The sequence below is a fragment of the Vibrio algicola genome (assembly GCF_009601765.2).
Lineage (GTDB): Bacteria > Pseudomonadota > Gammaproteobacteria > Enterobacterales > Vibrionaceae > Vibrio > Vibrio algicola.
Genome location: NZ_CP045699.1, coordinates 2,481,211 through 2,494,170 on the forward strand (window position 1 = coordinate 2,481,211; position 12,960 = coordinate 2,494,170).

The 12,960-nt window shown below is 44.6% G+C and carries 11 protein-coding genes; 10 read left to right on the plus strand and 1 reads right to left on the minus strand.

The window, feature by feature from the left end; genetic code table 11:
• Positions 1-94: 94 nt before the first annotated feature.
• The 5 genes from GFB47_RS16695 (at position 95) to GFB47_RS11375 (ending at position 4,070) form a co-directional block, all read left to right on the plus strand.
• Complete coding sequence (locus GFB47_RS16695) at positions 95-220, plus strand: hypothetical protein (RefSeq protein WP_267904233.1); 126 nt, start codon at positions 95-97, stop codon at positions 218-220.
• A gap of 169 nt (positions 221-389) precedes the next feature.
• Entirely contained in the window at positions 390-656 is a 267-nt protein-coding gene (locus GFB47_RS11360; protein WP_153448056.1) for a YihD family protein, read from the plus strand.
• A 304-nt stretch (positions 657-960) separates the two neighbouring features.
• Positions 961-2,346: a cytochrome c oxidase accessory protein CcoG gene (gene ccoG, locus GFB47_RS11365; RefSeq protein WP_153448057.1), complete on the plus strand. Its 1,386-nt coding sequence runs from the start codon at positions 961-963 to the stop codon at positions 2,344-2,346.
• A 70-nt stretch (positions 2,347-2,416) separates the two neighbouring features.
• Positions 2,417-3,424, plus strand: coding sequence for a serine/threonine protein kinase (locus GFB47_RS11370; protein ID WP_153448058.1), 1,008 nt, complete (start codon positions 2,417-2,419; stop codon positions 3,422-3,424).
• 46 nt (positions 3,425-3,470) lie between these two features.
• Positions 3,471-4,070, plus strand: a complete 600-nt coding sequence (locus GFB47_RS11375; protein ID WP_153448059.1) for a thiol:disulfide interchange protein DsbA/DsbL — start codon at positions 3,471-3,473, stop codon at positions 4,068-4,070.
• A 364-nt stretch (positions 4,071-4,434) separates the two neighbouring features.
• On the opposite strand, the gene GFB47_RS11380 is transcribed toward GFB47_RS11375, so the two are convergent.
• A complete protein-coding gene (locus tag GFB47_RS11380) occupies positions 4,435-5,958 on the minus strand; it encodes a YifB family Mg chelatase-like AAA ATPase (RefSeq protein ID WP_153448060.1) in 1,524 nt (507 codons plus the stop codon).
• Positions 5,959-6,485: 527 nt separating this feature from the next.
• Between GFB47_RS11380 and ilvG the strand changes: the two genes are divergently transcribed.
• From ilvG to ilvA, 5 genes are all read left to right on the plus strand, one after another.
• Entirely contained in the window at positions 6,486-8,132 is a 1,647-nt protein-coding gene (gene ilvG / locus GFB47_RS11385) for an acetolactate synthase 2 catalytic subunit (protein ID WP_153448061.1), read from the plus strand.
• Positions 8,132-8,386, plus strand: coding sequence for an acetolactate synthase 2 small subunit (gene ilvM, locus GFB47_RS11390; RefSeq protein ID WP_153448062.1), 255 nt, complete (start codon positions 8,132-8,134; stop codon positions 8,384-8,386). The genes ilvG and ilvM overlap by 1 nt, the downstream gene beginning before the upstream one ends.
• 33 nt (positions 8,387-8,419) lie before the next feature.
• Positions 8,420-9,358 (plus strand): branched-chain amino acid transaminase, encoded by a 939-nt coding sequence (locus GFB47_RS11395; protein ID WP_153448063.1) that lies wholly within the window; start codon positions 8,420-8,422, stop codon positions 9,356-9,358.
• A 194-nt stretch (positions 9,359-9,552) separates the two neighbouring features.
• Entirely contained in the window at positions 9,553-11,394 is a 1,842-nt protein-coding gene (gene ilvD, locus GFB47_RS11400) for a dihydroxy-acid dehydratase (RefSeq protein WP_153448064.1), read from the plus strand.
• A gap of 5 nt (positions 11,395-11,399) precedes the next feature.
• Positions 11,400-12,956, plus strand: coding sequence for a threonine ammonia-lyase, biosynthetic (ilvA, locus tag GFB47_RS11405; RefSeq protein WP_153448065.1), 1,557 nt, complete (start codon positions 11,400-11,402; stop codon positions 12,954-12,956).
• Positions 12,957-12,960 lie beyond the last annotated feature (4 nt).

The following is a 12,960-nucleotide window of genomic DNA, read 5'->3' on the forward strand; positions in this document are numbered from 1 at the left end:
GTCGAAAACTTGTTCGATGTCGAATAATTTAAAGTCATCAAGATTGGATCTGATGGTTTGTGGCCATGGATGTGCATTTTATAGGTAGTTATTTATGCGCCCAGTAGCAACTCGTGCTTATTCTTGTCATGGTTCAGCTTCTCGTCGTCGCCAATGTTTTGTGGCAGCGCCAGTAAGCAAAAAAACAGAGACTCCAGCTAAAAATAAGACCGAGCAATAAACACTAAGTTCATTAACCTGAACTTTATCGAATTAGCGTAGCATTCATTTCAATGCTGCGCTTTTTATTGCCACTAAAAATATCGCCCATCCAAGTAGAAAAACCACTTCGCCTTATCATAATAATTGCTATCATAGCGAACACCCTGAATTTTTCTGTGGAGAAACCCATGAAATGCCATCGCGTTAACGAACTAATTGAATTATTACACCCAGAGTGGCAAAAAGATCCCGATCTTAACTTGATTGAATTCATTACAAAGCTTTGCCAAGAAGCGGGCTACACCGGCCCTCTACAAGATCTGACTGATGACGTATTGATTTACCACCTTAAAATGCGCAACAGCACTAAAGATGAAATGATCCCAGGCCTTGCTAAAGACCAAGAAGATGATTTTAAAACTGCCTTATTAAAAGCTCGCGGTATTATTAAATAATAACCTCGTCTTACTTCTCGCAGCATGTTCACTAAAAAGAATTCGAACCGGATTTAGCTCGCGACTCTCGTTGAAAAAAGCCAAGTTTATCGACTTGGCTTTTTTGTTACCTCTATGTAATATTTGTGTTGAAAGCTTGAACCGCATAGCGACTTAAGATCACTAGCTCTTGTATACTGTGGCACACAACCGTGGATATTAAGATTTAATACCCCTTCGATTTAATATTGGATCTATTTTGATAGATCCTTAAATTTCTGGCATTACACTAAAAACGCATCAAGCTAGGTAACAAGGAAGTCGCATGAGCCAAGATAAAATTGATGTCAAAATCATTACCCCCCAAACCAATCGTGATGCTAACGGTAAAATTTACGTGCGCAAAAGCCAAGGGGTATTTCAAAAAATGCGCCGCTATGGGGGGTGGTTTTTACTGGTATTATTTGCCGCGATCCCGTGGATATCTTATAACGGTCAGCAAGCGATTTTATTTGATCTTGCTAAGCAACAATTTCAATTTTTTGGCTCGACTTTCTTCCCGCAAGACCTGACCTTACTTGCCATCATTTTTATGATCTCTGCCTTTGGCTTATTCTTCTTAACCACCTTTCTAGGTCGGGTGTGGTGTGGCTACTTGTGTCCGCAAACCGTATGGACCTTTATGTATATTTGGTTTGAAGAAAAGCTTGAAGGCCCGGCCAATAAACGCCGTAAACAAGACAACAACAAATACTCTAAAAATTTATTGTTACGTAAAACCATTAAACATATTGCATGGTGGATAATAGCCATTCTCACCGGTATCACTTTTGTGGCCTATTTTGTGCCGGTTAAAACGTTAACCGTTGAGTTCGTCACCTTTGAACTAAACTTTTGGCCTGCTTTTTGGGTTTGGTTTTTCGCCGCTTGTACTTATGGTAATGCAGGCTGGATGCGCTCCATTATGTGTTTGCACATGTGTCCCTATGCGCGTTTTCAATCGGCGATGTTTGATAAAGACACCTTTATTGTTGGTTACGATACTAAACGCGGCGAAACCCGAGGCCCACGCTCACGTAAAGCTGAAATCAAACCTGCCGGTTTAGGTGACTGTATTGATTGTAATTTGTGCGTACAAGTATGCCCGACTGGAATCGATATCCGTAACGGTTTGCAGTACGAATGTATCAACTGTGGCGCTTGCATCGATGCTTGTGACCAAACTATGGATCGCATGGGTTATGAAAAGGGCCTAATCAGCTATACCACCGAACACAAGTTAGCAGGCAATAAAACCAAGGTGATGCGGCCAAAGCTGATTGGTTATGGTATTGCATTAACCTTGATGATGGCGTTATTTGTTACTCAAGTGGTGGGAGTCGATCCGGTTAATATGAGTGTATTACGCGATCGTAGCCAGATGTATCGAGTTGATAACAGTGGTTGGATTGAAAATACATATACTCTGAAAATATTAAATAAAACTCAACAACGCCAAACCTATCATATTGATGTAAAAGGGCTGACCAATGTGAAATGGTATGGTTCGCAAAAAATCACCGTGCCACCTGGCGAGCTGATTAGCCAGCCGATCAGTTTGGCAGTCAGCCCAGACGAATTGAATTCACCTATTATTAAATTTGAGTTTATACTGACCGACAGTGAACAATTTAGCTTACCTGTCGAGAGTCGCTTCATTAAAAAGCTCTAGGGGCTTCTATCATTAGCAGCGACAGAGAATATATCAACAAGGAAGGGCTTAGCAATAAGTCCTTTATTTTATGTCACAGTCTCATGCTTCACCGGATGCACCCTTGTTTAACTTTGAATCTTTAACTCCTGATCTGATGTGGTACGCCCTTGAAAGTATTGGCGTGCGAGCTGAGTCAGGGTTATTGGCACTCAATAGCTATGAAAACCGCGTCTATCAATTTGTTGATGAAGATAAAAAACGCTTTGTGGTGAAGTTTTATCGTCCACAACGTTGGTCGGATGCTCAGATCTTAGAAGAACATCAATTTAGCCAAGATTTGATGGAGCACGATATTCCCGTAGTCGCGCCATGCAAAATTAATGGTCATACGCTACACCACTACAAAGGGTACAGTTTTGTGCTATTTCCTAGCGTAGGTGGGCGTCAATTTGAGGTTGATAACTTAGATCAAAGCGAATGGGTCGGTCGATTTTTAGGCCGGATCCATCAAGTGGCTAAAGCCAAACCTTTTATTCAGCGTCCAAGTATGAGTTTGGATGAATATTTATATCAACCACGCCAATTACTAAGTAACAGCAGCTTTATTCCATCTTATTTAGAAAAGAGTTTTTTTCATGATCTCGACGTATTGATCGCGCAACTCGAACAACAGTGGGAAACACCTAGTGACATAATTCGCCTGCATGGTGATTGCCACCCGGGTAATATACTATGGCGCGATGGTCCAATGTTTGTTGATTTGGATGACGCTAGAAATGGTCCTGCGATACAAGATATCTGGATGCTGCTTAATGGCGACCGAGCGGATAAAACCATGCAACTCGATGTCATATTAGAAGCGTATTCCGAATATTGCGACTTTGATAACCGTCAGCTGAAATTAATTGAGCCCTTACGAGGTCTTAGAATGGTGCATTACATAGCTTGGTTGGCAAAACGTTGGCAAGATCCGGCTTTTCCAATTGCTTTTCCATGGTTTAACGATGCAAAATACTGGGAAAACCAAGTGCTCGGCTTTAAGGAACAAATCGCAGCACTGCAAGAACCGACAATATCGCTCACCCCACAATGGTAAGCGTACTTATTTATCAATATTTCTATTAAATGGAGTTCATGATCTCATGAAGAAAATATTTACCCTTGTTGCGGCTTTAATGCTGAGCTTTACCGTTAATGCTGCCAGCTTTAAAGAAGGCGATAACTATAAAGTTTTAGATACTGCCCACTCATCGTCACCGACAGTCACTGAGTTTTTCTCTTTCTATTGCCCACACTGTAATGCATTCGAGCCGATCATTGGTCAACTAAAGAAGCATGTAGAAGGTCGCGCTGAATTCCAAAAAATGTCGGTATCTTTTATGGGGGGCAATATGGGGCAAGCCATGAGTAAAGGTTACGCTACCATGGTCTCTCTAGGGGTTGACGATAAACTGGTTCCATTGATGTTTAATCGTATCCATGTACAAAATAACGCCCCTCGCAATGAGGCGGAATTACGTCAATTTTTCCTAGATAATGGCATTGCAGCTAAAGACTTCGATGGTACGTTTAACAGTTTCGCTATCGACTCTATGGTTCGTCGTTACGATAAATCATTTACCGATGCCGGCTTAAGCGGTGTACCTGCCATCATTGTGAATGGTAAATATTTGGTTGAACTTAAAAACTTCCAAAATGTAGACCAAGCTTTTGACTTAATTGATTACTTATTGAAAAAATAATCCATTAAAGATCACGGTTAATTCAACAAAAACGGGCGGCTTAATTGTGGCCCGTTTTTTGTTGTTCTAGGGGCTGTTGATCTTTCGTGATTAAATTTTGTTCGAGATAAAAGCCTTTTAATCGAGGCAAGTCGATTGAAGCCTAGTTATTCTAAGTAAATGAGACTTAACGAAGAGTAAAAGGCTTTTAGCCGAACCCTTCGGGCTGCGTTTGTTGGTCTTTTCTACTTCGTCATCGGCTTTTCGTGTAGCCAGCTACACCACAAAGCCTCTTCCTTGTATAAAAACCCAACAATTAGCAGCAAAAACAACCACGAAAGATCAACAGCCCCTAATACCAGGTCACTTCAAATATGCTTTGGCATCACACCGCCTGCGCACTTAACTGTTTCAGCAACCTATCCATATTGCGATAACCTAATGCTTCGGCCAAATGAGATTTATCGATCGCCTCACAACCCGATAAATCCGCAATGGTACGTGCGACCTTCAAAATGCGGTGATAAGCCCGCACCGATAACCCCAGTTGATGTAAAGCATGCTCTAAAAACTCAGCGTCTGGTTTTTCTAATCCGCAATAATGCTCAATTTCGCGACTGCCTAATAAAGCATTTACCTTACCGCTGCGTTTTAACATAACTTGACGCGCTTGCCACACTCGCTGCTTAATCACTTCAGTGGGTTCACCACGATCGCCACCTTGAGACAAAGTGCCTTTTGGCAATGATGGGATCTCTATCGACATATCAAAGCGATCCAACAAAGGCCCAGATAAACGACTTAAATAGCGTAAGATCAACTGTGGATTCGTGCGTGATTGCGATCCTTCATAATAACCGGTTGGGCTTGGATTTAGCGCCCCCACCAATTGAAAGCGAGCAGGAAAACGGGTTTTACTGGCCGCACGCGAGATAATAATTTCACCGGATTCTAGTGGCTCACGCAGCGAGTCGAGCACTTTGCGATCAAACTCCGGCATCTCATCTAAAAAAAGCAAGCCATTGTGAGCTAGGGATATTTCGCCCGGCCTTGGGATCGAACCGCCTCCCACTAGCGCCGCCATTGAACTGGAATGATGGGGCGATCGAAACGGACGATTTTTCCAATTGTGATGGTTAATATCGACATCGGTTAATGAGGCAACCGAGGCACTTTCTAATGCTTCATCATCTTCCATTTCCGGCAATAAATCACATAAACGAGACGCCAGCATGGTCTTTCCAGTACCGGGTGGCCCAAGAAAAAGTAAATTATGCGAACCGGCGGCGGCGATCTCTAATGCGCGCTTACCTTGTTGCTGGCCAATAATATCTTGTAGATCTCGTTCATTGGTTTTTACTGGCTCTTTTTCCGGTGAGATAAACAGTTGCAGATTTTGCTGGCCACATAAATCGGCGCACACTTCGAGTAAACTTGATGCCGACTTGTGTAAACCTTGCCCCACCAATGCAGCTTGATCGCCATTTTCATGTGGCACCACCAAACAGCGTGCGACTTTCTTACACGCTAAAGCGGCGGGAAGTACCCCTTTGACACGGCGCAACCCCCCCGATAACGCTAACTCACCAATAAATTCATACTGCGCTAGCTTGTTCAGCTTAATTTGCTGTGAGGCGGCTAAAATACCCAATGCGATCGGTAAATCAAAGCGCCCACCTTCTTTGGGTAAATCGGCTGGTGCTAAATTGACCGTGATACGTTTAGCGGGAAACTCAAAGTTCGAATTTAAGATCGCACTGCGCACCCGATCTTTTGATTCTTTGACTGTGGTTTCTGGTAACCCTACTAACGAAAAGCCCGGCATACCGTTGCTAATATGGACTTCGACAGTGACCTCGGGGGCTTCAACCCCAACACAAGCTCGACTGTGTATGATTGCTAATTCCATTAATTTCACCCTTATTTACGCTCGTGATGGTCGAAATTCTTATTTCTATTGTCCTGTATACAAGGTTTGAAGTGCGCCGTATGGTGAAAAAAGTGTGAGTTTTTGCTTGTAATATAACCGGGCTCTGTGATATCACTAGTAATACAGTTTACTAACGTCTTATTTACATACTGATTTACAGACTCATTGACATGGATAAGTAATGCACAAAGTCGCTCGATTCAACACTCTCATTCTCGTGGTCATTATTCGATCCGCGCGGGGATTAGTGAGCGACAAGTAAACACCAACACTAATAAGCCCCCGCACTCAAGTCCGGGGGCTTTTTTTATCAATAAGACATAAGCGAAAACAATAAAAATAATTTCAGAAGTTAAGTGACCGATCAAAGTTGAATACAGAGAAAAGTGCAAAGGGTCATAACTAGCCTTTTCTCAAGCGTCCAAACATGAGACTGCGTCTTTTCGGAGTATTCAAATAAATCAACCACTAAATGGAATCGAGAATAATTTCAGGGAGAGACAAAAATGAACGGATCGGAGCTGGTAGTCAGCGCATTGCAACAAGAAGGCATCAAAACCATATTTGGCTACCCCGGTGGTGCGATCATGCCAATTTATGATGCGCTATACGATGGTGGCGTTGAGCACATCCTATGTCGCCACGAGCAAGGCGCAGTAATGGCCGCGATTGGTATGGCACGCTCAACTCAAGAGGTGGCAGTCTGTATGGCAACCTCTGGCCCTGGTGCCACCAATTTAGTCACAGGTTTGGCCGATGCATTAATGGATTCTATTCCGATTGTTGCCATTACCGGACAAGTTGCCAGTACTCATATCGGCACCGATGCATTCCAAGAAATGGATGTAATTGGCATGTCATTATCTTGCTGTAAACACAGTTACTTAGTAACGGATATTAACGATCTTGCCCCGACCCTCTCCGAAGCATTTGAAGTGGCAAAATCAGGACGCCCCGGTCCAGTTTTAGTTGATATTGCTAAAGATGTTCAATTGGCCGAAGCGCCCGTTAAAATCTTGCCAGAATTCACTCCTCCTGCAATCCCAGTTGCCAGTCAAAATGCGATTGAGCAAGCACAACAAGTATTAGCCAATAGTCACAAACCGGTATTGTATGTCGGTGGTGGTGTACAACTGGCCAAAGCGACCGATTCAGTACGCCAGTTTTTGACTCACAACCCAATGCCAGCGGTCAGTACTTTAAAAGGGTTAGGCAGCATTGAACGTCATTATCCACATTATCTAGGTATGCTCGGTATGCACGGCACTAAAGCGGCGAACTTAGTGGTGCAAGAAGCGGATTTATTAATCGTGGTCGGTGCGCGTTTTGATGATCGAGTGACCGGTAAATTAGATACTTTTGCGCCACATGCCAAAGTGATCCACCTTGATATTGACGCGGCCGAGTTTAATAAACTGCGCTTATCTCACGCCTCGTTGCGCGGCGATCTCAACTTGCTACTGCCGCAATTAGAACTGAATAATGATATTTCTGAATGGGTGGCACATTGCGATCGCTTACGCAGCAAATTCAAATGGCGTTATGACCACCCAGGCGATCTTATCTATGCACCAAAGCTACTTAAACAGCTCAGTGATATGATGCCAGATAACTCGATTGTCTCAACCGATGTCGGGCAACATCAAATGTGGGCAGCGCAACATATTCAACCGCGCGCGCCGCAAAACTACATTACTTCCGCCGGTTTAGGCACTATGGGATTTGGCTTACCCGCGGCAATGGGCGCTAAAGTGGCTCGCCCACAAGATGAATCGATCCTGATCACCGGTGACGGTTCTATTATGATGAATATTCAAGAGCTTGGCACATTAAAACGCCGTCAAATACCAGTAAAAATGGTACTACTCAATAACCAACGTTTAGGTATGGTGCGCCAGTGGCAATCACTGTTCTTTGATGGCCGCCACAGTGAAACGATTTTGGATGATAACCCTGACTTTATCATGCTGGCAAAAGCGTTTGATATTCCTGGTAAAACCATCACTCGTAAAGAAGAAGTTGAGCCCGCTCTCAAAGAAATGTTAGCCAGCAAGACCTCTTATTTACTGCATGTTTTAATTTCAGAAGAACAAAATGTTTGGCCATTAGTGCCACCGGGCGCGGCAAACCAAGATATGTTGGAGAACTCATAATGGACAGATATCAATTAAACATCCGAGCCGATGATCAGCCGGTTTTATTAGAACGAGTATTGCGTGTTATCCGACATCGTGGTTTTATTATCAGACAAGTGATCGCCACAGTGAATCATGAAAGTAATGTAGCTAACGTTGAAATCATTGTCGACAGCAACCGTCCAATCAGTATTTTGATTAATCAGATCGAAAAGCTATGGGATATTCTCACGGTTGAAACAGAATTATTGCAGACTCATCTCTCTGAGTAGATGGATCAATATCTTTATAAAGGAAGAAAAAGAATGGCGACTAGCACAGCAGATTTTATTTGGTTTAATGGTGAAATGGTTCCTTGGGCGCAAGCAAACGTCCATGTATTAACCCACTCTATGCACTACGGCACCTCAGTTTTTGAAGGGGTTCGTTGTTACGATACCCCAAATGGCCCGATTGTCTTTCGCCACCGTGAGCACATGGAACGCCTAAAAGATTCGGCTAAAATTTATCGTTTCCCTATCCCATACACGGTCGATGAAATCATGGAAGCGTGCCGCGAAACATTACGCGCCAATAAACTCGATTCTGCTTACATTCGTCCATTAGGTTTTATTGGCAATGTCGGACTTGGGGTTTGCCCTCCGGTTGATTCTGAAATGGAACTGATCATTGCCGCTTTCCCTTGGGGCTCATATTTAGGTGAAGAAGCTTTAGCTAATGGCGTCGATGCGATGATTTCTAGCTGGAACCGCGCCGCGCCAAATACCATCCCAACCGCAGCAAAAGCCGGTGGTAACTACCTATCTTCATTGCTAGTTGGCGGGGAAGCTCGTCGTCACGGCTACGATGAAGGTATCGCATTAAGTGTTAATGGGTATATCTCTGAAGGCGCGGGCGAAAATATCTTTGTGGTTAAAGGTGGAAAAATTGTAACACCACCCGCCACCAGCTCAATTTTACCCGGCATTACCCGTGACTCGATTGTAACGCTAGCCAAAGACTTAGGTTATGAAATCATAGAAGCCGATATTGCTCGTGAAGCGCTATACCTTGCTGATGAAGTATTTATGACAGGTACCGCAGCTGAAATCGTACCGGTGCGTAGCGTCGATCAAATTACCGTCGGCGAAGGCAAACGCGGCCCAATCACCGAGCATATTCAATCCACTTTCTTTGGTTTGTTTAATGGCTCAACCGAAGATAAGTGGGGCTGGCTCGATCCAGTCTACCCACAAGGTAAGTAAGCCGATTTAAAATACTCTTAAAATTATTGTTATATCCCCAAAGTAATTGGCGTTTCAGTGAGGCGACAAGTGAAAGAAAGCTCATGAGCATAGCGGGTCTATGTCCTCTTTTTTTAAAGATAGAGCCGAATAAACACTGTCAACAAAGCGGTCACTTCAAGTACGCAGGGGATAATTAAAAGGATTTAATTATTATGCCAATCTATCGCTCCGCCACTACCACTCATGGTCGTAATATGGCCGGTGCTCGTGCTTTATGGCGCGCTACCGGAGTAAAAGAAGAAGACTTCGGCAAGCCTATTATTGCAGTAGTGAACTCATTTACTCAATTTGTACCCGGTCATGTTCACCTTAAAGACATGGGCCAATTAGTGGCCGCAGAAATCGAAAAATCGGGCGGTATAGCCAAAGAATTCAACACCATCGCAGTTGATGATGGTATTGCCATGGGTCACGGCGGCATGCTGTATTCATTGCCTTCGCGTGAGTTGATCGCCGATTCAGTTGAATATATGGTTAATGCTCACTGCGCCGATGCCATGGTATGTATTTCCAACTGCGACAAAATCACCCCCGGAATGTTGATGGCGTCACTGCGTTTAAATATTCCTGTGATCTTTGTTTCTGGCGGACCAATGGAAGCGGGCAAAACCAAGCTTTCTGATCAACTGATCAAGCTCGATCTGGTTGATGCCATGATCCAAGGCGCGGATCCAACCGTGTCAGATGAACAAAGTGAGCAAGTTGAACGTTCGGCTTGCCCTACTTGTGGTTCGTGCTCGGGCATGTTTACCGCCAACTCTATGAACTGTTTAACCGAAGCGCTTGGTTTAAGTCAGCCGGGTAATGGTTCAATGCTGGCCACACACGCCGATCGTGAGCAACTCTTTTTAACCGCAGGTCAGCGCATTGTTGATCTCGCCAAACGCTACTACTTAGAAGACGACGAATCGGCTCTGCCGCGTAATATCGCATCACGCTCTGCGTTTGAAAATGCGATGGCGTTAGATGTGGCAATGGGTGGCTCAACCAATACCGTTCTGCATTTAGTCGCTGCCGCGCAAGAAGGGGAAATTGACTTCACCATGGAAGATATTGATCGTATCTCTCGTCAAATTCCTAATATCTGTAAAGTAGCCCCTTCCACCCCAAAATATCATATGGAAGATGTGCACCGTGCTGGTGGCGTAATGGCGATTTTAGGTGAGCTAAACCGCGCAGGGTTGATCGATAACCAAACCAATACCGTACTAGGCATGACCATGGAGCAGCAACTGGCTCATTACGACATCATGCAAACCGAATCAGAAGACGTGAAAAAATTCTTCCGCGCCGGTCCTGCTGGTATTCGTACCACCAAAGCCTTCTCGCAAGATTGTCGCTGGGATAGCTTAGATGACGATCGTGAAAACGGTTGTGTACGCACCAAGCAACATGCCTTTAGCCAAGATGGAGGTCTCGCGGTATTAAGCGGTAACATCGCTTTAAATGGCTGTATTGTGAAAACCGCAGGGGTCGATGAAAACAGCTTAACCTTCCAAGGTCCGGCGGTGGTTTTTGAAAGCCAAGAAACCGCGGTTGAAGGCATTTTAGGCGGTAAAGTAAAAGCCGGCGACGTAGTGGTTATTCGTTATGAAGGCCCTAAAGGTGGCCCAGGCATGCAAGAAATGCTCTACCCTACTACTTATCTTAAATCGATGGGTTTAGGTAAAGAATGCGCGCTATTAACCGATGGTCGTTTCTCCGGTGGCACTTCGGGTTTATCAATTGGCCATGCATCACCAGAAGCGGCCGATGGCGGCACGATTGGTTTAGTCAATCAAGGTGACATCATTACTATTGATATTCCAAACCGCACCATTGAACTTGAAGTCAGTGAGCAAGAATTGGCACAGCGTCGCGCCAAACAAGACCAACTTGGTTGGAAACCGGCTAATCGTGAACGTGTGGTTTCTTACGCACTAAAAGCGTATGCGATGCTAGCCACCAGCGCCGATAAAGGTGCGGTGCGTGATAAATCTAAGCTAGAGGGGTAGCCCTTATGTCGGATGATGCCAGTCAATTATCACAACACTCATTACCTCACACTGGCGCAGAATACCTGCGTCATATCTTGCGCGCGCCGATTTATGAAGTCGCGCAAGTTACGCCACTGCAAAACTTAACCCGTTTATCGGAGCGAACGGGTAATCATATCCAGTTAAAGCGCGAAGACCGACAACCGGTGCATTCGTTTAAATTACGCGGTGCTTACAACATGGTCGCCAGTTTAACCGACAGCCAAAAACAAGCGGGCGTGATCACAGCGTCCGCGGGCAACCATGCTCAAGGGATTGCATTATCGGGTAAACATTTATCCATTCGCGCCATTATAGTGATGCCCAAAACCACACCAGATATCAAGGTGATCGCGGTACGCGGTTATGGCGGTGAAGTGGTGTTGTTTGGTAATAACTTTGATGAAGCCAAAGGGGAAGCCGAGCGCTTAGCCGCCGAGCATGGTTATACCTATGTACCACCCTTTGATCATCCATTAGTGATTGCCGGACAAGGCACCATTGGTATGGAGATGCTGCAACAAAACGGTCACTTAGATTATATCTTTGTTCCTGTGGGCGGTGGTGGTTTAGCGGCTGGGGTAGCAGTACTGATTAAGCAATTGATGCCAGAAATCAAAGTGATCGCCGTCGAGCCTGAAGATTCGGCTTGTTTAAAAGCCGCGCTCGATGCTGGTAAACCTGTCCCGCTGGATCGGGTGAGTATGTTTGCCGATGGTGTCGCGGTTAAGATTATCGGTAATGAAACCTTCCGCTTATGCCAACAAAACTTAGATGGTCATATTACGGTTTCCAGTGATGAGATCTGCGCTGCGGTTAAAGATATTTTTGAAGATACCCGCGCCATTGCTGAGCCTTCTGGCGCATTAGCCTTAGCCGGTTTAAAAAAACACGCCGAGCAACATCAACTTAAAGATAAACAACTGGGCGCGGTATTGTCGGGCGCGAACACCAATTTCCACGGTTTGCGTTATGTGTCTGAACGCTGTGAACTGGGTGAAAAACGCGAAGGTTTATTAGCGGTCACCATCCCTGAGCGTCAGGGTGCCTTTTTAGAATTCTGTCATTTAATTGGTGGTCGTGCGGTAACTGAGTTTAATTACCGTTATAACGATAATAAACAAGCCAATATTTTTGTTGGGGTGCGTTTACAAGAAGGCCAGCAAGAGCTGGATAATATTGTCGAAGACTTACGCAACGGCGGTTATCCGGTGGCCGATTTATCCGATGATGAAATGGCTAAACTGCATGTGCGCTATATGATTGGTGGTAAACCCTTACAGCCATTACAAGAGCGTTTATACAGCTTTGAGTTTCCAGAGTCGCCAGGTGCGCTATTAAACTTTTTAAGTACGCTAGGCACGCATTGGAACATCAGTTTATTCAATTATCGTAACCATGGAGCCGATTATGGGCGAGTGTTATGTGGCTTTGAATTGGATGATTCAGATTTAGAACGCTTCTCTGCCCACTTACAAGAGTTGGGTTATCAGTATAAAGATGAAAGCGACAGCCCAGCGTACAAGTTCTTTTTATCTTAATGGG

Bases quoted from the DNA above. Each gene is read 5' to 3' on its own strand.
- GFB47_RS11370 (WP_153448058.1), top strand. From the start codon at position 2,417: ATGTCACAGTCTCATGCTTCACCGGATGCACCCTTGTTTAACTTTGAA.
- GFB47_RS11360 (WP_153448056.1), top strand. From the start codon at position 390: ATGAAATGCCATCGCGTTAACGAACTAATTGAATTATTACACCCAGAG.
- GFB47_RS11375 (WP_153448059.1), top strand. From the start codon at position 3,471: ATGAAGAAAATATTTACCCTTGTTGCGGCTTTAATGCTGAGCTTTACC.
- ilvG (WP_153448061.1), top strand. From the start codon at position 6,486: ATGAACGGATCGGAGCTGGTAGTCAGCGCATTGCAACAAGAAGGCATC.
- ilvA (WP_153448065.1), top strand. From the start codon at position 11,400: ATGTCGGATGATGCCAGTCAATTATCACAACACTCATTACCTCACACT.
- GFB47_RS11395 (WP_153448063.1), top strand. From the start codon at position 8,420: ATGGCGACTAGCACAGCAGATTTTATTTGGTTTAATGGTGAAATGGTT.
- ccoG (WP_153448057.1), top strand. From the start codon at position 961: ATGAGCCAAGATAAAATTGATGTCAAAATCATTACCCCCCAAACCAAT.
- ilvD (WP_153448064.1), top strand. From the start codon at position 9,553: ATGCCAATCTATCGCTCCGCCACTACCACTCATGGTCGTAATATGGCC.
- ilvM (WP_153448062.1), top strand. From the start codon at position 8,132: ATGGACAGATATCAATTAAACATCCGAGCCGATGATCAGCCGGTTTTA.
- GFB47_RS16695 (WP_267904233.1), top strand. From the start codon at position 95: ATGCGCCCAGTAGCAACTCGTGCTTATTCTTGTCATGGTTCAGCTTCT.
- GFB47_RS11380 (WP_153448060.1), bottom strand. From the start codon at position 5,958: ATGGAATTAGCAATCATACACAGTCGAGCTTGTGTTGGGGTTGAAGCC.